This window comes from Methanobrevibacter sp. (genome assembly GCF_017940815.1).
Taxonomy (GTDB): domain Archaea; phylum Methanobacteriota; class Methanobacteria; order Methanobacteriales; family Methanobacteriaceae; genus Methanocatella.
Genome location: NZ_JAGAXX010000009.1, coordinates 29,803 through 49,100, shown reverse-complemented (window position 1 = coordinate 49,100; position 19,298 = coordinate 29,803). Strand labels below are relative to the sequence as shown.

The 19,298-nt window shown below is 33.5% G+C and carries 17 protein-coding genes; 7 read left to right on the top strand and 10 right to left on the bottom strand.

What is annotated here, in order from left to right; all coding sequences use genetic code 11:
- Positions 1-8: 8 nt before the first annotated feature.
- Both ILA26_RS01265 and pyrH read right to left on the bottom strand, forming a co-directional pair.
- Positions 9-797, bottom strand: coding sequence for a TatD family hydrolase (locus tag ILA26_RS01265; RefSeq protein WP_292893152.1), 789 nt, complete (start codon positions 795-797; stop codon positions 9-11).
- Between the two features lie 8 nt (positions 798-805).
- Positions 806-1,483: a UMP kinase gene (gene pyrH / locus ILA26_RS01260; RefSeq protein WP_292893150.1), complete on the bottom strand. Its 678-nt coding sequence runs from the start codon at positions 1,481-1,483 to the stop codon at positions 806-808.
- Positions 1,484-1,559: 76 nt separating this feature from the next.
- On the opposite strand from pyrH, the gene ILA26_RS01255 reads away from it, so the two are divergent.
- A complete protein-coding gene (locus ILA26_RS01255; protein ID WP_292893148.1) occupies positions 1,560-2,252 on the top strand; it encodes a nitroreductase family protein in 693 nt (230 codons plus the stop codon).
- 19 nt (positions 2,253-2,271) lie between these two features.
- On the opposite strand, the gene ILA26_RS01250 is transcribed toward ILA26_RS01255, so the two are convergent.
- Positions 2,272-2,955 carry an MIP family channel protein gene (locus ILA26_RS01250; protein WP_292893146.1) on the bottom strand — a complete coding sequence of 228 codons (684 nt, stop codon included), beginning with the start codon at positions 2,953-2,955 and terminating at the stop codon, positions 2,272-2,274.
- 37 nt (positions 2,956-2,992) lie between these two features.
- A complete protein-coding gene (locus ILA26_RS01245) occupies positions 2,993-4,126 on the bottom strand; it encodes an adhesin (protein WP_292893144.1) in 1,134 nt (377 codons plus the stop codon).
- A gap of 454 nt (positions 4,127-4,580) precedes the next feature.
- Here ILA26_RS01245 and ILA26_RS01240 point away from each other — a divergent pair, with 454 nt between their 5' ends.
- The 3 genes from ILA26_RS01240 (at position 4,581) to ILA26_RS01230 (ending at position 11,021) form a co-directional block, all read left to right on the top strand.
- On the top strand, positions 4,581-9,521 hold the full coding sequence (locus ILA26_RS01240; RefSeq protein ID WP_292893142.1) for a hypothetical protein: 4,941 nt from the start codon (positions 4,581-4,583) through the stop codon (positions 9,519-9,521).
- A 266-nt stretch (positions 9,522-9,787) separates the two neighbouring features.
- Positions 9,788-10,222: a hypothetical protein gene (locus ILA26_RS01235; protein ID WP_292893140.1), complete on the top strand. Its 435-nt coding sequence runs from the start codon at positions 9,788-9,790 to the stop codon at positions 10,220-10,222.
- A gap of 361 nt (positions 10,223-10,583) precedes the next feature.
- The gene (locus ILA26_RS01230; RefSeq protein WP_292893139.1) at positions 10,584-11,021 is read left to right on the top strand and encodes a hypothetical protein; all 438 of its coding nucleotides are present in this window, start codon (positions 10,584-10,586) and stop codon (positions 11,019-11,021) included.
- A 6-nt stretch (positions 11,022-11,027) separates the two neighbouring features.
- Here ILA26_RS01230 and ILA26_RS01225 read toward each other — a convergent pair whose 3' ends face one another.
- Both ILA26_RS01225 and ILA26_RS01220 read right to left on the bottom strand, forming a co-directional pair.
- Entirely contained in the window at positions 11,028-11,609 is a 582-nt protein-coding gene (locus ILA26_RS01225) for a ZPR1 zinc finger domain-containing protein (protein ID WP_292893137.1), read from the bottom strand.
- The gene (locus tag ILA26_RS01220; protein WP_292893135.1) at positions 11,602-12,546 is read right to left on the bottom strand and encodes a 3H domain-containing protein; all 945 of its coding nucleotides are present in this window, start codon (positions 12,544-12,546) and stop codon (positions 11,602-11,604) included. Before ILA26_RS01220 ends, ILA26_RS01225 begins: the two co-directional genes overlap by 8 nt.
- Before the next feature lie 196 nt (positions 12,547-12,742).
- On the opposite strand from ILA26_RS01220, the gene ILA26_RS01215 reads away from it, so the two are divergent.
- Positions 12,743-13,795 carry a DUF1611 domain-containing protein gene (locus ILA26_RS01215; RefSeq protein ID WP_292893133.1) on the top strand — a complete coding sequence of 351 codons (1,053 nt, stop codon included), beginning with the start codon at positions 12,743-12,745 and terminating at the stop codon, positions 13,793-13,795.
- Between the two features lie 5 nt (positions 13,796-13,800).
- Complete coding sequence (gene sepF / locus ILA26_RS01210) at positions 13,801-14,337, top strand: cell division protein SepF (protein WP_292893131.1); 537 nt, start codon at positions 13,801-13,803, stop codon at positions 14,335-14,337.
- A 20-nt stretch (positions 14,338-14,357) separates the two neighbouring features.
- Here sepF and ILA26_RS01205 read toward each other — a convergent pair whose 3' ends face one another.
- Both ILA26_RS01205 and ILA26_RS01200 read right to left on the bottom strand, forming a co-directional pair.
- Positions 14,358-15,260, bottom strand: a complete 903-nt coding sequence (locus tag ILA26_RS01205) for a TDT family transporter (protein WP_292893129.1) — start codon at positions 15,258-15,260, stop codon at positions 14,358-14,360.
- Positions 15,261-15,265: 5 nt separating this feature from the next.
- Positions 15,266-16,021, bottom strand: a complete 756-nt coding sequence (locus ILA26_RS01200) for a TatD family hydrolase (RefSeq protein ID WP_292893127.1) — start codon at positions 16,019-16,021, stop codon at positions 15,266-15,268.
- A 183-nt stretch (positions 16,022-16,204) separates the two neighbouring features.
- Here ILA26_RS01200 and ILA26_RS01195 point away from each other — a divergent pair, with 183 nt between their 5' ends.
- Complete coding sequence (locus ILA26_RS01195; protein ID WP_292893125.1) at positions 16,205-16,978, top strand: transcriptional regulator FilR1 domain-containing protein; 774 nt, start codon at positions 16,205-16,207, stop codon at positions 16,976-16,978.
- Between the two features lie 9 nt (positions 16,979-16,987).
- On the opposite strand, the gene glyS is transcribed toward ILA26_RS01195, so the two are convergent.
- The gene (glyS, locus tag ILA26_RS01190) at positions 16,988-18,682 is read right to left on the bottom strand and encodes a glycine--tRNA ligase (protein WP_292893123.1); all 1,695 of its coding nucleotides are present in this window, start codon (positions 18,680-18,682) and stop codon (positions 16,988-16,990) included.
- Between the two features lie 15 nt (positions 18,683-18,697).
- Positions 18,698-19,282: a dCTP deaminase gene (dcd, locus tag ILA26_RS01185; protein ID WP_292893122.1), complete on the bottom strand. Its 585-nt coding sequence runs from the start codon at positions 19,280-19,282 to the stop codon at positions 18,698-18,700.
- Positions 19,283-19,298: the final 16 nt, after the last annotated feature.

Sequence of the window (19,298 nt, the reverse complement as noted above, 5' to 3'; positions counted from 1 at the left end):
TCATCTCCTTATATTTTAAAAAATTCTTTAGTATTTTTAGTAACTTGAATTGCTAACTCTTCAGCATCAATTCCCATGCATAATGCAATTGTCTCGAGGATGTGAGGTAAATATTTAGGTTCATTTCTATTTTTTTTAGGTTTTTTGTCAAAATTTTTTGGAATCAAGAACGGTGCATCCGTTTCAATCATTAACCTTTCAGGAGGTATCACGCTTACAGCTTCCTGGAGGTCTCTTCCTCTTTTCATATCACAGATCCATCCGGTCACTCCAATAAAGCAACCCAAATCGATGTAATTTTGCGCTTCTGCTTTGGTTCCGGTAAAACAGTGAACGACAGATTTTTCAATAACGCTGTCATGTCTTTCCAAAATGGAGTACAAATCTTTATGAGCTTCTCTCTCATGTAGGAATAACGGCATGTCAAGTCTTTCAGCTAGTTCAACCTGAGCCTCAAACCATTTCCTTTGCAGGTCTTGTGGTGAGAAGTTTCTATTGTAGTCAAGACCACATTCTCCAATAGCTACAACACTTTCATTGCTAGCTATTTTTTCAAGTTCAAACATGCTGTGTCCATTGCAGGTTTTTGCATCGTGTGGATGAACTCCTGATGTGGAAAACAATACTCCAGGATATTTTGAAGCATATTCTGCAGCCATCTGGCTTGAATGAATGTTGGTTCCTGTAATGATAAATTGATTCACTCCAACTTTATTTGCCTCTTCAATTATTTCAACTTTATCCTTTTTGAATGAAGAGTGCATTAAGTTTAAGCCAATATCTATAAGATTATCCACTGCATCACCTATTCGCTAAGAACTCTGGTTCCAACATTTTCTCCATTGACTGCTTTGATTAAGTTTTCAGGTTCAAAACCGTTTGTAATAATGGTTTCCAGGTCAGATCTTTTAATCATTTCAACCGCAGTTTTGTCAAAGAATTCATAAGTTCCAGCTTTAACCTCTTTACCGCTTAAAAATTCAAGTAAGTCAGTTGCGGTGATTTCAGGAACAAGTTCTGCATCATCAAATTTGTTAGGGTCTTTTGTGTACATTCCATCAACAGAGGTTAAGTTGATTAGTTTGTCTGCTTGAATGTATTCTGCAAGAATTGCAGAAACTGCATCTGTACTGTGTGCAGGTTCAGTTCCGCCCATAACAATTATCTTTCCAGTAGCAGAGAATTCTAATGCTTCTTGGAAGTTATGTGGTACTCTTTGGTATGCTGCATCGCCGAGTGCAGATAACATTAATTTTGCATTAATTCTTGTAACTTCAATTCCAATATCATCACATTGTGCTTCTCCAGCACCTAAGTCACGAACTACTCCAATATATTCTCTAGCCGGTTTTCCACCACCTACGACAACGAATAATTCATGTTCTTTTGCCAAATCTTTTAAAATGGCACTGTATTCTTGGAATTTTTTACAATTATATTCTTTAAGTAAAATTGATCCTCCAATTGCAACAACAATTTTCATATATTCACCTTATATATAATGTATCTTTTAGATATTATTTAAATTTTAATAGTAATGAAGTAAATAACTATTTTTGATGAATTTAAAAGAACAAATTTATGTTAGAAAATCCTGCAGGAATTATTTAGATGATGAAGTTGACATGGATTTAATTCATGATTTCATGTCAGATGTCAAACCTTTAGTCGAGGCTATTGATTACTCATACACAATCTTGCCTGCAAGTGAAGTTAACGTCCGCACCCGTTGGACTGCACCATATTACTTGGCATTGTATAGTGAGAAAAAAGAACATTACCTGGAAAACATAGGTTTTATATTCCAACAACTTTCATTATATCTTCAAAGTGTAGGCATTGGAAACTGTTGGGTTGGAATGGCTTCACCTAAGAAAAATACGGATGATTTTGTAATTACTATCTCATTCGGTAAGTCCGATAAGATGACTAGGGACATCTCTTCATTTAAACGTAAGGATTTGAATAAAATATCTGATTTTGCAGATGATAAACTGATTCCAGCACAGCTCGCTCCATCGGCGATAAACTCTCAACCATGGTATTTCAAACACGCTGATGAGGGATTTGATGTTTATCAGGTGAAACAAAATATTTTAAAACGCCAAGTCCTTAAAAGATGGAATCCAATTGATGTTGGAATTGCATTGGCTCATTTGTATGTCTCTAATGAAGATACTTTTAATTTCATTAAAAAAACTAGTTTTGAAGATATTAAGGGATATACTTATACTGGAAGTATTGAATTTTAAAAAAATAAAAAAAGAGGATTTAAGCATCCTCTGTGTTTAAACCTTTGAATAATAAACCTGCAATAACTGCACCAACGATAGGTGCTAAAATGAATACCCAAACTTGTTGTAAAGCTTGGCCACCAAGGAATAATGCAGGTGCTAAACTACGTGCAGGGTTAACGGAGGTTCCGGTTAATGGAATACCTAAGATGTGTACGAATGCAAGGGTTAAACCAATTACAATACCTGCAACAGCCCCATTTTCTGCTTTTTTAGTTACACCAAGAACGGTGAATACAAATACAAAGGTTAAGGTAATTTCTACAATGATTGCTCCTGTAACGCCAAGTCCTACGCTGGATGCGGATCCGAATCCGTTTTGACCGAGTCCGGTAGCAGCATATCCTCCGAGACTTGGAGCAGAGTTAATGATTAAAGCTAAAAGAGCAATACCAATAATTGCACCAATACATTGGAATACAATGTACATGATTAAGTCTTTTGTTTCTAATCTTCCATCAATCCACATACCGATTGAAACAGCTGGATTGACATGACATCCGGAAATGTCGCCAATTACATAAGCCATAGCAACTATAGATAAACCGAATGCCATTGCAATTCCAAGATTGCCTAAAACGGAACCTGCTATGGCTGCACTTCCACAACCAAATAGCACAAGAACCATTGTTCCTATTAATTCTGATATATACTTTTTCATAAATTTCCCTCAGATGTAATCTTAATTTGTCTTTCTATTAAAATCTTCTTATTCTTTTATATAATAGATATGCAAGGAATAATACGAATAATATTGCTACAAATGGGAAGACGTGTAGTAATATTGAATCGTTTACTTTATCGAAGTGATATTCACTTTCAAAACCCATGTGCTTAACGTCAGTATGGTTTTGTGTAATTTTTGCAAAATTATACAATAAGTCATAATATCCGATGTGTGCGCCTTCATATTCTATGGAATCTGGTGCTCTACCGTTCTGATCCATATATTCCCTAACAATTCCCGCCATTTTGAAATAATCGTAAATGGAGTAAGTGTCTTTTACTAAAAATGAAATTCCCATAGGGTTTGATGGTTCTTCGTATGATTTAGGAAAATCTAATCCATTTCCATTTAAATATGAACTTGTTTGATATAATAGTTGTGGTGCAGTGTAATTGCCATATGTTCCGGTCATTTCTTTATCGCCACTGTTTATCAATTCTTTACTTGCATTTGCCACAACTCCTGGTTTTAGGGTATTTTGTGAGACTAGATTGTCACTTAATACTTTTGTGTCGTTTCCATGGGTGTTAATGATGTCAACAATCTCTTGAGCGATTTGCTTATTCATGTCTTCATCATATCTGTCTAAAATGCCGTTATCAGTATTGCCTGGGAACTCTTTAGTCGGTTGCACATAATAAATTCCAGCATTTTTCAAGAATGTACCTGGATCTTTCAATCCTGCAAGGCTTTCATTAGAATAATTGTCATCCCATGCTCTTCTTAAAAAGTTAGTATGGTTGTCTAAATCATAATCGCCAATATTTACAAAAACAATCTGTTTGTTTGAATTTACTGTAGATGAAGCTAGTTGCAAGTAGTTTCCAGCATCTGATGCTGCCAAAGTAATACTCACATCACTAGTAACTTCGATTGCTCGCCATCCCTCTCCTGCTGCTGGAGCCTGGTTGTCTACAATTACTTGAAGTTCTCCACCGCTAATTTCCTCTATGTAACTTTTAATTGAATTTAATACTTTTAAATCTGTATCATGGTCTACAATATTGTCTGATGTAATGAAAACAGTTTTTGCAGCACTTACATCTTGAATAACTGGGGCAACTATTAATAAGACCATAATCAGTATTGCAATTTGTCTTTTCATATCTCTAACCTTAACTTTTGTTATATTTTACTTTTGTTTTTATTAATAAAATATTTTTTTACACCAATTGCAATTGTTATTTAAAAATGAATTAAAATAACTTATTCTTAATTTTGAAATATATACGTACATAATTTTAAATATTAACCAATTTAATAATTTTTTTGAGGATTTAGAATGATTATCTTTTATTTTAGGGTAAATTTTGTAATGGTTTGATAAATTTTAATTTATCTCTAAATTGATGTGATCAATAAATTTTGTCAGTTTATTTATGAAAATATTCTGTGTTAGATAATTATTTAATGATGATTACTCTATAAATTTGGAGATTATTGTTAAATTTGGATTATGTGATTAGAATTTTCAAATCAGAAACTAAAATAAAAAGTTAATTGCTAGTTAATAACTTTTTGTTAATTAATTTTAATAATCGTCCTCAAAAGGTGATTAAATGTTAAAAAATAATTTGATGTTGCATATTAACAAAAGATTCCTGTTATTCATATTTGTCATCTGTTTAATGTTTACATCAATCGGATTGGGTCTGGAGGACTCATTTGCAAGTGACATAAACAATGATACTTATGAATTAGGAGTAGAATATGATATTGATAATAAACTAGTAAATTCTCAAAATAACGAAATTCTGGAGGTGGATTCTCAAGATGATGTTTTAACAGCAACTGAACGTGCCCCTGTTGGAAATACATTTAGGGATATTCAAAATTGCATTAATGGCGCAAATCCTGGGGATGTAATTAGATTGTCAGGTAATTATTCTGCCAGTGATAACTCTTCAAGAGTGACAATAAATAAAAAAGTAACAATAACATCCTCGTCCACTGCAACACTTGATGGAAAAGGACTTTGTGGAATTTTTAATGTGAAAAGTGATGGGGTTGTAATAAGCAATCTAAAATTTATCAATGGTAAAATTACTACTGGAGGAGCTATTCGCATTTCAGCAGTTAATGTTACCATATCTGACTGTGAGTTTGAGGATAATCATGCTTACCTGTGGGGAGGAGGAGCTATTGCGACGGATTATAATAGTACAAGTTGTGAAAATTTAAAAATATTGAATTGTAATTTTACAAATAATCATGGAAATCATGATGATTTTTCAAATTATTCAGCGGCGGGAGCTGTTGCTGCCTATTCAAAAGGCACTCAAATTATAAACTGTATTTTTGATTCCAATTGGATTAAAGGAGAACTTGAAAGTTATGGTGGAGCATTACAAATTGGTTTGAATGAACCAGATAATTATTGTTTGGTTGATCAGTGCATATTTAAAAACAATCGTGTAATTGTCCCTGATGGAAACTCCCATGGTGGAGCTGGCTGTGTTAGAAATGGGGTAAGTTATACAAATTGCTTGTTTGTCAATAATACTGCAGGTCAAGGTGGTGCATTGACATTTCATGCATCAGGGAAAATAGCTAACTGTACCTTTATAAACAACACTGCAGAAATATTTGGAGGTGCAATTTCATCAAGTGACCTGTATGAAACAATGATATTAGAAATTATGGATTGTATTTTTGAAGGCAACAATGCTCCTGATGGCGGTGCAGTTCAAGCTATTGGTTGGAATGTTCATTTATTGAATTCAACATTTAATGACAATTATGCAACCAATTGTGGCGGTGCGGTCAATATTGTTGCTAAGGATGTTAATGTGGATAACTCTAATTTCTATAACAATTCAGCGGATGTTGATGGAGGTGCGATATACGTAAATGGTGAAAACACTCAAATAATGAAATCTTCATTTATTTCAAATCACGCATTTCCCGATGAGGATAAATTGGAGGATGGTTTGGGAGGAGCCATTTATGTGAATAGTACCCAAACATTAATTTTACAGAACAACTTTAAATTTAACACCGCAAGAAATGGAAGTGCAATATATTATGGTAAAATGGGTGAAAACCTAACATTGGCGGATAATGTTTTATTTGAAAACCAGGCATGGGTATATCATTTGCCTATTTTTTCCAAAGACATTTACTACGGCGAAACTGAGGAAATTAAAGTAATTCTATATGGTGGAAACAATATTGGAAAATTCAATAATCTGGCAGTGTCAAATGCGATTTATAATGCTGCGGGGGTTGATAAAATTGAGATAGATTCCGAAACTCCAATATCTGGTGCTACTGATGACGGCAGATTATATCAGGACAGTCGTGAATATAATATGGTTATATTGCTGACAGTTTCTCATGAAGACGGAACGGTTGTTTATAATGATTCATCCAATTCTAACTATTTGGGTGAAATAAATGTTGATTTGACTAACTTAAAGCCTGGAAAGTATTTTGTTTCTGCAAAACATTTCGAGGATACTTATTATAAGGGAATAACCAATGTTTCTTCTTTCAATGTTTATCCAAAAGTCGATAATAAAATTACAATATCCACTACAAACTCATCATTCAACTTTGAAGATGTTGTCATTTGGACTGTTAACCTTACAAACTTGGGTCCTAACAATTCTACCGGTGTCATTGCATACAATATTGTCCCTGAAGGTTTGATTTTATTAAACCATACATTTGGGGATAAATATGATCCAAAAACCGGAAAATTGGATATTGGTGAGTTGAATGTTGGTGAAAATCTTGTGTATACAGTAATGACAGTTGTCAATAAAACAGGCAATATTGCAAATCATGTAAACATAACCTCTAATGAGACAGATATTGATTTGTCCAATAACTTTGATGGAAAAATTATCAACATTCCATCTGCATGCGACTTGTCTGTAATGAAAACCGCATCAAATATCGCTCCCAATTATAAAGACCATCTGAATTGGACAATAACAGTTTCCAACAATGGTCCTGATACTGCACATGACGTTTATGTTGTTGATTTGCTTCCAGATTCATTAATTTATCTTGAATGTGACGGAGATTACGATGCTGAAACAGGAATGTGGAATATAGGGACATTGGAAAATGGCGAATCAGTCAAGCTAATCATTCAGTGTTTAGTCAATAAAACAGGTTTAACTCAAAACAATGTTACTGTAAATGGCTCAGATTTCGATTATGACATTACTAATAATCAGGATGAGGAATTGATTTTTGTAAATCCTGCAAGTGACTTGGCTATCGAAAAGACTGTAAACACAAGCAATGTAAATTATAGGGATACTGTAAAATGGACATTGGTTGTCACAAATGACGGTCCTGACGATGCTAATAATGTTAAAATAGTTGATGTGTTGCCTGAGGGTTTCATTTATATAAGTTCGACTCTTGAATATACCAACAATTCATTCAGCATCGATTCAGTCAATGTGGGGGATGTCATTGAAATTGAAATATTGTCATATGTGAATGCCACAGGTGAATTTGTAAATGTTGCAAATGTAACCAGTGATTGCTATGACTTTAATTTAACAAATAATGAAGATGATGAACCAATTGTGGTGAATCCTGCGTGTGACTTGTCTGTTGTAAAGGAGGTTTCAGAGTCAAATCCGAATTTTGATGATGAAATCGTTTGGACAATAACAGTCAGAAACGATGGTCCTGACGCTGCACACAATGTCACAGTTAATGATGTGCTTTCAAAGTCATTAATATGGGTTGGTGATGACAGTTCCGGAAGATATAATCACTCTACTGGAGTATTGTCTATTGATTGTCTGGAAGTTGGTGAGGAGTTTGAATTGAATATTGAATGTTTGGTAAAAGGCACAGGTTTGATTGGGAATAATGTCTCTGTCAACTGCAGTGAGCATGATTACAATTTAACCAACAATCAGGATAATGAAACAATCGATGTGGAAAAATCCGCTGATGTTTGGATTAATAAGATTGTTAACCAGACCAATCCTAATTATGGTGATTTGATTACATGGACATTGATCATTTCAAATAAGGGTCCTGATAAGGCAACAAACATATATGTTGGGGATTCTCTTCCTGAAGGATTGATTTTAGTTGACTATGTTGCAACAAAAGGATTTTACGATAATGGACTATGGGTTATGTGCTGCTTGGAAAACGGAGAGGTGCAAAGGTTGGACATAATCACAAGAGTTAATGCAACAGGTGAAATAGCCAATCTTGCGACAATCCATGCTGATGAGTATGATTCAAACACTACCAATAATCAGGATAATGAATCCATTGATGTTCCATTGGCAGTTGATGTGGGGGTTATGATTGAAGTTGATAATTCTCAGCCGTCATTTGGCGAGAGTGTTGTATGGCAGATTAAGGTTGTAAATAATGGTCCAGATAACGCAACAGATGTGGTTTTACATGAAGTTTTACCTCATGGATTGGTGTTTGTAGATTATAATTCCACTAAGGGAGTCTATTCTGATGATGAATGGAAAATAGGATCCCTGAATGTTGGGGAAACCCAATATCTGAATATTTCAACAATAACCGATGATTTGGGCGAAATAATAAACCCTGTTGATGTTGAATCAGAACAATATGATTGGAATAAGTTCAATAATAAGGATGTTTCCTACGTTAATGTCAAACCAGTTGCAGATTTGTCAGTTGAAAAATCCGTTGATAATGCAAAACCTAAATATGGTGAAATGGTAAAATGGACGATTTTGGTTTCAAATCATGGTCCGAATGTTGCAACTAATGTTATTGTCCATGATGTATTGCCTGAGGGGATGACTTTTGTAAGATCCAATGGAAAGTATTCCAATGGTGTTTGGAATGTTGGAAACATTGATGTTGGACAATCTAAAACATTGGAAATTATCTGTAAAGTGTCTTCAACAGGAAATATTGTCAATACTGTTAATGTCTCAAGTGATGAGTTGGATCCTAATTTGGATGACAATTTTGATGATGAATCCATTAGTTCTCCTCCAGCTAGCGATTTGTCAATTACTAAAATTGCGTCTAAATACAAGTATGGTGTTGGTGACGTGGTTGAATATGTCATTGAGATAGTCAATAATGGTCCAGATACTGCTCACAACATTAAAGTTAGTGAAATTTTGGATGATTTGCTAAAATTGAAATCATATAAGGTCACTATGGGTAAATTCAATAGGAATTCATTTACTTGGACAATTGAAAGTCTTGGATATGGTGAATATGCAAGGTTGTATGTCAAAGCCATTGCAATGGGTGAAGGAATTTTAAAAAATTCTGTTGTTGTAACCAGTGACACATTTGATTATGACTTGGACAATAACAATGATTATGCCATTGTCAATGTATCTAAAAATGTATTTGATAAACCTATAAAAGATATTGGGGTCATTAACAAGCATTTAAGTAAAAATTCAGATGGTATTTTGAAAAAACATGTTACAGGTAATCCATTTTTTACATTAGTGCTTGCACTTGTCTTTGCCTTAATATTTTTTGAGGGCAATATTTCAAAAAGAAGATAAATTAAAGTAGCAGCAATGCTACTTTTCTTATTTTTTTTCAAACGATTTTTCAAAATTTTTCAAGTATGCGAATTCTTAATTTCACGATTGATAATTTTATATGTTATGCCAATAACTGGCCAAATACTGCTCCATTTCTGTAAAATAATCAAAACCTTTATATAAAACTTTAAATAAATTATAAAATAGATATTGATGTAATTATAATTTTTTAGGAAAAATTACAGATTGACTCAATATTTTAAAAACTCAAAAGAGGTGTAATTATGTCTGAAGAAGAAATTATTGAAACTTCTGAAGAATTTGATGAAGATGAAGAAAAATTACCTTTCGCTAAAGCTGAAGTTGTTCGTCTCATGAAAGAAAATCTCGACGACGACAAAATGATCAGGGAAAGAGTAAAAGTAGAAATGAACAAATTCTTAGGAGATGTTTTGAAAAACGTATGTAAGCAATTAAATGATTACCCATATACTACTATTGAGTATGAAATGCTTAAAGAGTCTACTTATCCATACACAAACATTGAAAGAATTAATCAAGAAAAAGAAAGAATCTTATTGCATTTAGAAGCTATTAAAGCTGATTGTAATGCATTAGCTATGGATGTTCAAAAAACTTTAAAATTAAAAGATGTCGTTGAAGAAGATTCATTCGTGAACTTCTCTGCAAACGATGATGAAGAAGAGGAAGAAGAATAATATTCTTCCTTAAACTATTTTTTTTAACTTTTTTTATAATTGGCCTATTCTAATAATTTCATTTTTAAGTTTGCATTTATTTTGAGTGCTGTTTTTCACTATTTTTACAGGCATGAATTTTCAATAGATTTAATTTTAAATTTTATGTTTCCATATTTTAATTACACGTCCTTTAAAATTTTCTAGGTATCAGAATTATAAATGTTCCTATTAATTATTTGATAGTTTTATAGTTCAAGTATTAAAATAATTAATCTGTTATTTAAAATAATCAATACCTTTATATATGGTCTCAGGCATATATTAATATGAGTATGATGTAATCATATTGTGCGTAAATAAATTGTCTGAGGTATTAGTTATGTCTGAAAATGAAAAATTTGAAAATGCAACCGAACCAGTTTTAGAAGAACAAAAAGAAAAATTGCCTTTTGCAAAAGCGGAAGTCGTAAAATTGATGAAAAGAAATCTTGACGATGACAAGATGATTAGGGAACAAGTTAAAGTCGAGATGAATAAGTTTTTAGGTAGAATTTTAGAAAACGTATGTGCACAATTAAACGAATATCCATACACTACTGTTGATTATGAAATGCTTAAGGAATGTATCTATCCATATACCAACATTGAAAGAATAAATCAAGAAAAAGAAAGAATTTTATTGCATTTGGAAGCTATTAAAGCAGACTGTGACGCATTGTCAATGGATGTTCAAAAAACCATGAAATTGAAAGACGTAATCGAGGAAGACACTTTCGCGAACTTCTCAGCGAATGATGATGAAGATGAAGAAGAATAACTCTTCTTAATTGTCTTCAATATGAGCAAAACCTGTTTTTAACTCTCTTAATTCCTCTTCAGGAATATCAAATGTTTCAACACTGTCACTAACTACATTACTTTGTCCAAACGGATCTAAAATGATTAATGTGGCAGTTTCATTTCCTTTTTTAAGTTCTCTTATGTATTCAAGGGTAGCTTTTGCATTTTTTTGAGATTCCTCGTCCTCAAACAAGTTCAATGCCTTTATCACTGCATCCTCGAAACGTGTGAGAACTCCCTCCACATTGGTCACATAACCTTCTGATTTTGGACCAGGTTCCACTTTAACGCCCGCTTCGGGAATGATTACTGTTGCAGATTGTGACCTTACAACCCTCACTGACATTGTGTTTTTGTTTATTTCAAGAACATACTTTGCAGGGTCATTCTGTTCCAATGCTATAACGTCTGAGTGTCTGAATCCGCATGACGGACATTGGATTGTTGTTTCCATCACTTGGCCGAAATGAGGGATTTCCAATTCTTTCATGATGGACTTTGCAACCCCTTCAATTCCGCACACCGGACACTTAATAATCATTTCATTAATGGTTTCATCATTCATTTAAAACATATCCTTTATCGTTCAATTCTTTAATAATTTTATCTAGTTTTTCTTGGTTGGAAGCGCAGATTGTGGTTTCCCTATATTCTGATAGGTTATATAATTTATCTAAATACTCCTTTTTGTTTTCATCTTCATTAAGTTTTTCAATGAATTTCAATGCGGATTCGTTGTCTCCAACATTGATGTTTCTCACCAAAGGTTCCTTAAATCCCTTGATGTTGTATGTAACCTTTTCTAGGCTTCCGTTATTCTCGTTAATAATGATGTTGATGACATCTTCAAGTTCATCAACTGTATTTTTCAATTTTAGGGTTGTGCATGATTTATTTATTATTGACAATATCTTGTCCAAGGTCTTTTCAATTGATTCGGAATAAATCACATTCACGTCGTTAGCTTCAGCCTGGGACAATAGGTGATCGTGGATTATCCTGTTTTCCCTAAAGAAGTCCAGCTGTTTTCCTCCCCGGTGAATTTCAACTGCCCTTTTTACAAAACGTTCCTTATGGGATTCCTCATCCGAAGCCAAAATAAAGAAGTAAATCTCAGCATCATCTTCGAACTGCTCAATATTGACCAATCCCGGAACCAGATGGACCCCCTCAATTATGATGTCGTCATAATCTGTGACTGCCCTTTGGATGATCTTTTCAAGCCCAGGTATGACATAGGATGCATGGTCATCAAATCCTGCAGACACCAATTCGTCATAACTTTTGAATCTATTCTTGTTTCTGATGTGTTTGTATGCATCATAAGATGAGCTGTGCAGTTCTGGAGCATATTCCTTGCCGATAATACCTCTTATAACTGCTCTAATGAAATCAGTTTCAATTAAATGCTTGATGTTCAGTGATTTTGCAAGTTCAGCAGCAATTGTGGATTTTCCAATCCCTGATGCACTTCCAATCAGTATAACATAAGGTTTTCTCATGCTAATTTTCTCCTAAAATATTTTTTTAATTATTTTTAATATATGTGATTTTTTATTATAAAACATTATACTTTATAAATGTGAAAAACAATAATTAATAATATAACATTTTTTTGAAAATTTATTTTTTGAAAAATTCAATTTAATTTCGTGATTAAGTTATAAGTTATAAATTATTAGGATAGGGGTGAAATTTTTGTATTCAGTAAAATCAGTTAAAGATATTCAGGATTTAAATCCATTCATTGTAGTGGGTTGTGGAGGTGGAGGAGAAAAGTTCTCCAATCTTGATGGAATTGAAACTGTAGGATTTATAGATGATGATGTTAAAAAGCAAGGAAAACCATATTGTGGTCAAATCGTTTCAGGAAGTCTTGAAAAATGTTTAGAAGATGCGCCTGAAGCTAAATCTTTGGTTATAATGTTGCCAATAGGTGCAGAAGGATCAGCATTGAAATATGCTGTTCAGGCTATCGATGCTGGATTAAACGTTGTCACATCATTTAGATCATTGTCCATTGAAGAAAACTTATCTTTAAAGAAATTTGCTGATTCCAAAAATGTTGTTATTAAAGAGATTAGTCCTAGACTTGATGTTGTTGAGATGGTAGCTGGTATTGCCCCTGAAAAATCTTGTGAAGTTTTACCTAAAATATCTTATGAACCAAAAGCACCAGTTATATTTGTTGGAGGATCATCTCAAGAGTGTGGAAAAAGAACAACTACAAAAATGCTTGGTTTAGCAAGTGCTGAAAGAGGAATGACTCCGGCAATTATTTCTACTGATGAAATGGGTCTTGAAGAGCCGACTGATTTTAACTTTAGAGCTGGAAGTTTATCTGCTATGGATGTTCCATCAGCAGTGTTGTCTTCAATCAAATATGTTGAGGAAACCAAACAGCCTGATATCATTTTCATTGAAGGTCAATCTAGCTTAACTGAAAAAGGAAATCCTCATCCAAGAGGTTTATCTGCTGCTATTTTAATTGGAGCTAATCCTGATGCAGTTATTGTTGGACACAGACCAAATCACCCTTACAGAGAACCTAGAGGAATTGCAGAAGAAATCAAAGCTATTGAAGCTGTTGAACCAACAAAAGTCGTTGGTATTTCAATCAACCTTAAGAATGCAAATGAGGGTGAAGATATTCCTTACTTTGAATCTCAATTTGATTTACCAGTTGAAGATGTTTATAATAATGGAGCTTCTAAATTATTAGATGCGATATTGGACTATTTAAAGGAGTAATTTAAATGAGTTTTACAGATGATTTAAAAAGAAGTTTGGGTTTTGAAGAAACTGAAGACAATAACAAGCAAAGAGAAGGTCCAAGTATTACTGAAATGATTCGTAATACTGTAAACTCTCAATTGAACAATCGTGAACATAAAAGCAATCAACAACAGTATAAGCCAAACCCTCAACAACCTAGGCAAGCTCCTAGAACTGTTCCAAATCCAAGGCCTACACCAAAAGCTGAAACCTATGACGATTTTGATGATTATGTAATTATTCCGGAACAATCCTTTTATGAAATAGTTTTAATCAGACCAAAAACAATTGATGACATTAATTATGTGGTTGATCAAGTTCTTGAAGAGAAAAATCCTGTTATTTTAGACTTGTCTTTTCTAGAAAAGGAAAGTCCTCTTAATTTCAAATTGGCAGGAGATAAAATTAATCAAATGAGAACAAACTATGGTGCTCAAGCATTATTGCTTTCCCGTACTGAAGAAAAAAATCTTATAATTATTTCTCCTAAAAAGGTGAAAGTTGTTAATAAAGGATGAGTAGATTAATTTCTACTTCTTTACTCTTTTTTTAAGAATATCATATATCTAATTAATACGTAAATTACCAGTATTAATGCTATTGCTGTTTCTATTGTTAAGATTCCATTTAATATAACATTTGAACTTATTTTTGTTACAATTGCCTTTGTTGCAAGGGCACTTATCACAAATGGAAATGTAAATGCTGAAAAGCTTGGGTAAAAATCAAGGTTTCTATAGTCCATTAGCTTATAGAATGCAAATATGTAGAATATGCATGCAAGGACATATAATGTGATAAGGAATTCGTTTGATATTGTCTGTGCGGAATTCAGATAGCCCACTATTAAAATACTGAATAATGCGGTAAAAATACATATCAGGGGTTTATTCATGTCCATTTTGTTTGGATGTTTGATGTATCTGTAAAAAATCAATGGTGTTGTGATTATCATTGAAATGAATCCTAGTATGAAAAACAGGTAATCTATTTCATTGATTCCATGGGCATTGGCAGTGATTGCGCCCATGGTTATCCCAACATACACGATCCACCAACTTGGATAGACTGTATTTATATCAAAAGTACGCATGACGAAATTATATGTGAAGTAAATCATTAGCAAAATATGCAATGCAATTCCAATAATCCATATGGTATATGCAATACTTGGTGTAAATGATGTTAGGTATGTAGATAAAAGCATCAAAGCCATTGAAAAAGTACCTGAACTGCTTACAATGACTGGATTTTTAAAGTCATTTTTTATGGTTTCAGAATATAAGATAATCTTCAAAAGCATTAAAATTAGAAATATTCCTCCAATGCCTCCGAATAAATATCTTAAGCTAGGGTGAATGTCCTGGACCAAATTTCCAAGAGAAAACAGTGCAAGTATCAACCCTGAAACAGGTATTGGGAGTTTTTCAATGAAATTCATGTTATCTATAAATTAAAGAACTTTTCAGCGTTTAGACTAGCTACTCTTTTAATTTCATTATCCTGATATCCTTGTTTTTCAAGTTCACGAACAGTTTTGGGAACTGAAAGGGGATCGGATGGCTTATTGCTTATGTCACTGTTCAATAGGAATTTGTCGAATCCATATTCGTCTAAAATGGATATGGCTTCAAACTTATCCATCTTTTGAGGTTGGACGGTGAGGCCAAGCATGCATTCTCTGTCAATAACCTCATTCACAACAGATGTATTGATGTGGTCGATGACTGCTTGATTTTCACTTAAATGCTGAGGCAATATGTCTAGAATTACTTTTAGAACTTCCTTTTTATTTTTCCTTGGGGTGTGAATTATCACTTTTGACCTTGTTTCATCAGCTATGTCCAATTGCCTTTTGAAGATTTCAATTTCTGAATCTGTCAGGTCTTCAAGACCTATTTCACCAATGGCCACAATCTGTTTTGATTCTATCCATTTGTACAACTCTTCAAAAATCATTTCAGGGTTGATATTTGAATTTGTCGGATGTATTCCAAGGGCTACCTTCAAATCAAGGCCATGTTCCTTGGCTCTTGATGTGTCTAACTCTAAAATGCGGTTTAAGTGGTTTCTAAGTATGATTTCATCAGGAATTTTGTATGGGTAATAGCTGCAGGTTATTGCAGTATCGATTCCTGCTAAAAACATTTTTTCGAAGTCTTCTCCACTTCTGGCATCTGCATGCATATGTGTGTCAATCATTTCATTCACGCTGTTTTTTTTTAGTTAAAGTTATTATGTTCCTCATATTTTAAAAAAATACCTCATGTTGTCATCTCTATTAAATATTTTGCAAGTGCTACTGGACACATTTTCTCACTTCAAGAGATTTTATATTTTTAGTAATAAGAAATACTATCTAAGTAATACTACATAGGTGGTTATTTGAAAACTAAAGAGTATGTAATGCAATATGATCAAGTCTCAGAAGACGTTAAATTCATATCTAATTCAATAGTTAGGTTAAAAATTCTAAATATGTTATATGAAAATCCAAAAACTATGAAAGAATTGACTGTGGAAGCTAAAATGAATTACAGTACTGTGTCCAGTACACTTCATAGCTTGGAACTTAGGGGAATGGTATACCGTAAATCTAACAGGTATTGCCTAGACAACTATATTAAATTGCAAATGAATAATGTATTGAATCTTTCAGTTGTCGTAAATTTATTGGAGGATATTTTCAACATTATTGAGGGGCATGTAGTTGATAACATTCCCATTGAATCAGTATTGGAGTTCCATTTGCTTCATGGTGCTGAATTATTGGAATCCACTGCTGTAAATGTTGATTTGGTTATCAATTTCATTGAGGAGAAAATTGCTGAAGCAGATTGTGTGGTTTGTGTCCTGCCGGTTTATTATGAGGGATTCAATCAGAAACTAAATGAATTGATGGACAGAGATAAATTTGTTGAAATGATTGTTTCCAGAAATATCCTTGATATTTATGAAGAGAACTCCGATGTCAAATACATTTCTTCATTTTTAGGCGAAAATAACTTTTTATTGGTGTTGACTCATGAAATAATGATTTTAGGATTCTTTAAAAATGATAATAGTTTTGATAAAAATAGGATATTGGTGTCCTCAAGTCCAGATGCACTTGATTGGGCCAATAATTTGGTTAAAAATTTTAAAAAGTTAAATAAATGAGTTTAATACTCATTTATAATATTTTTCAAGGTATTCATTTAAATCAGAAATAGGAATTCTTTCCTGTTCTTCTGTATCTCTGTCTCTAACAGTGACCTGATTGTCTTCTAATGTATCAAAATCTACTGTAATTGCAAGAGGAATACCAATTTCATCTGCTCTAGCATATCTTTTACCAATGGTTCCTGTAGCATCATACTCAACAGTGAAACCTGCCATTCTTAATGTTTCGGTTAATTCTTGAGCTATTTCACGTGGACCTTCCTTGTTGACAAGAGGGAAAATTCCAAGTTGCACTGGCGCTACGGATTTGTTGAATTTGAAGTAATCTTTTTCTTCGGTTTCAGTAAATGAGTGTAGCAATACTGAATAGGTTATACGATCGATACCGAATGATGGTTCAATAACGTGAGGAATAATTTTTTCACCGGTTATTTCTTCTTCAACATCTTCAAAGATGAGTAAATCTTCAGTTACTTCGTAAACTTTATCCAATTCAACAGTGAATTTGCCATCAGCTTCAATTGCGGATTTGATTTCATCAACATCAGCATCCTCAATAGCCTGTTTGACTTTAGGTGAATCTCCTTTGAATATAGGTCCGAATTTAGATAAGTTAGGTTTAACTACAATTTTTTGAACTTTTTTAGGTTCATCATATTCCATAAATACAGTTAATTCATCATTACTGAATTTTGAGTGTGAAGATAAGTCGTAATCTCCTCTGTCTGCAATACCGATGATTTCCACCCAACCGTATTTGTCTGTTTTAACTTCAACGTCCCAACAATCAAGAGCGTAGTGTGCCATTTCTCCTTTCAAGTGTTGTCTGAATCTTAAAACATCTTCAGGAATTCCAATTTCAGTCAAGAATTTACGTGCTAGGTATAATTGGTAAATTAACATTTCATTAGCGACAATGCCTTTGTCTAGCGCTTCACGTGCAGTGATTTCTAAAGGTTCTAAGTCGTTTTCTTGAACTTCCTGTGAGTTTAAGCGTAACATCACATTTTCGATTTGTGCGAATTTAGGATGGGTTTTGTCTTTAGGGTTTAAGAAGATTTCAGCTTCTGCTTGTGTGAATTCACGAAGTCTGATTACACCTTGTCTTGGGGAAATCTCATTTCTGTATGCTTTTCCAAGTTGAACAGCTCCAAATGGCAATTTTCCTCTAAAGAATCTTTCTAATCTTTTGAATAAGATGAATATTCCTTGAGCTGTTTCAGGTCTCATGTACCCCACTTTATCCCCTTTAGCACCTATTTCGGTTTTAAACATCAGGTTGTAATTCCAAATGTTGGATAATTTGCCTCCACATTCGGGACATACTATGTTGTTGTCGATTACTATTTGGTCAAGCTCTTCATTTTCTAGGCTTTCCACATCTTCGCCGATTACTTCTTCAATGATGTGGTCTGCTCTGAAAACTTCTCCACATTCTTCACATTTGCACATTGGGTCGGTAAAGTTGTCAACGTGTCCTGATGCTTTAAGGACTTCTTTTGGCATTACAGTTGGGCCTTCAATTTCATAAAATCCTTCACCGGAGACATATTGTTTTCTCCATTTTTGCATGATGTTATTTTTAAGGCTTGCTCCAAGAGGTCCGTAATCTGTAAATCCGGATACTCCTGAGTAGATTTCAAATGAAGGCCATAAGAATCCTCTTTTAGCACTGATATTGCTCATTTTATCATGATTCATAAAAATTAACTCCTATTATTCTTTTAATTCGTAATCTAATTTAACTCTACTACTTTCTGGGCTAGTTTGTCCCATATATTTACTATTTCTATCTGGGTGTCCATATGGCAATTCAGAAGGGGTTGTCATGGTTTCAAAAACGATTTGACATACTCTTTGACCTGGATATAATGCAACTGGCATTGCGCCTATGTTGGAAATTTCCAAAGTGATTCTTCCTTCAAAACCTGGATCGATGAAACCTGCAGTAACGTGCATTGTAACACCTAAACGACCCATACTTGAACGACCTTCCACTCTTGCAACAAGATCATCAGGCAATTTAACATACTCCAATGTGGTAGCAAGGGCAAATTCGTTTGGATGTATGATGAATGCTTCGCCTTCTTCAACTGTTGTCGATTCCATGTATGATGCTATTTCATCTTCATCTTTAGGGTCGATATATGGTTTCCTAATCACTTTAAATACTTTAAACTCATCTCCCAGTCTCATATCCACTGAGGATGGTTGAATTTGTTTTTCGTCTAAAAGAGGGTCAATAGTAATTTTGCCTTCTTCTAAATATTCTCTTATAGTTTTATCACTTAATATTGCCATTTTTTCACACAAATAA

What these genes read in the sequence shown, in the direction of transcription:
- ILA26_RS01240 (WP_292893142.1), top strand. Translation starts at nt 4,581, where the DNA reads ATGTTAAAAAATAATTTGATGTTGCATATTAACAAAAGATTCCTGTTA.
- ILA26_RS01200 (WP_292893127.1), bottom strand. Translation starts at nt 16,021, where the DNA reads ATGATTGACACACATATGCATGCAGATGCCAGAAGTGGAGAAGACTTC.
- sepF (WP_292893131.1), top strand. Translation starts at nt 13,801, where the DNA reads ATGAGTTTTACAGATGATTTAAAAAGAAGTTTGGGTTTTGAAGAAACT.
- ILA26_RS01205 (WP_292893129.1), bottom strand. Translation starts at nt 15,260, where the DNA reads ATGAATTTCATTGAAAAACTCCCAATACCTGTTTCAGGGTTGATACTT.
- glyS (WP_292893123.1), bottom strand. Translation starts at nt 18,682, where the DNA reads ATGAATCATGATAAAATGAGCAATATCAGTGCTAAAAGAGGATTCTTA.
- ILA26_RS01225 (WP_292893137.1), bottom strand. Translation starts at nt 11,609, where the DNA reads ATGAATGATGAAACCATTAATGAAATGATTATTAAGTGTCCGGTGTGC.
- ILA26_RS01255 (WP_292893148.1), top strand. Translation starts at nt 1,560, where the DNA reads ATGAATTTAAAAGAACAAATTTATGTTAGAAAATCCTGCAGGAATTAT.
- ILA26_RS01220 (WP_292893135.1), bottom strand. Translation starts at nt 12,546, where the DNA reads ATGAGAAAACCTTATGTTATACTGATTGGAAGTGCATCAGGGATTGGA.
- ILA26_RS01230 (WP_292893139.1), top strand. Translation starts at nt 10,584, where the DNA reads ATGTCTGAAAATGAAAAATTTGAAAATGCAACCGAACCAGTTTTAGAA.
- dcd (WP_292893122.1), bottom strand. Translation starts at nt 19,282, where the DNA reads ATGGCAATATTAAGTGATAAAACTATAAGAGAATATTTAGAAGAAGGC.
- pyrH (WP_292893150.1), bottom strand. Translation starts at nt 1,483, where the DNA reads ATGAAAATTGTTGTTGCAATTGGAGGATCAATTTTACTTAAAGAATAT.
- ILA26_RS01235 (WP_292893140.1), top strand. Translation starts at nt 9,788, where the DNA reads ATGTCTGAAGAAGAAATTATTGAAACTTCTGAAGAATTTGATGAAGAT.
- ILA26_RS01245 (WP_292893144.1), bottom strand. Translation starts at nt 4,126, where the DNA reads ATGAAAAGACAAATTGCAATACTGATTATGGTCTTATTAATAGTTGCC.
- ILA26_RS01250 (WP_292893146.1), bottom strand. Translation starts at nt 2,955, where the DNA reads ATGAAAAAGTATATATCAGAATTAATAGGAACAATGGTTCTTGTGCTA.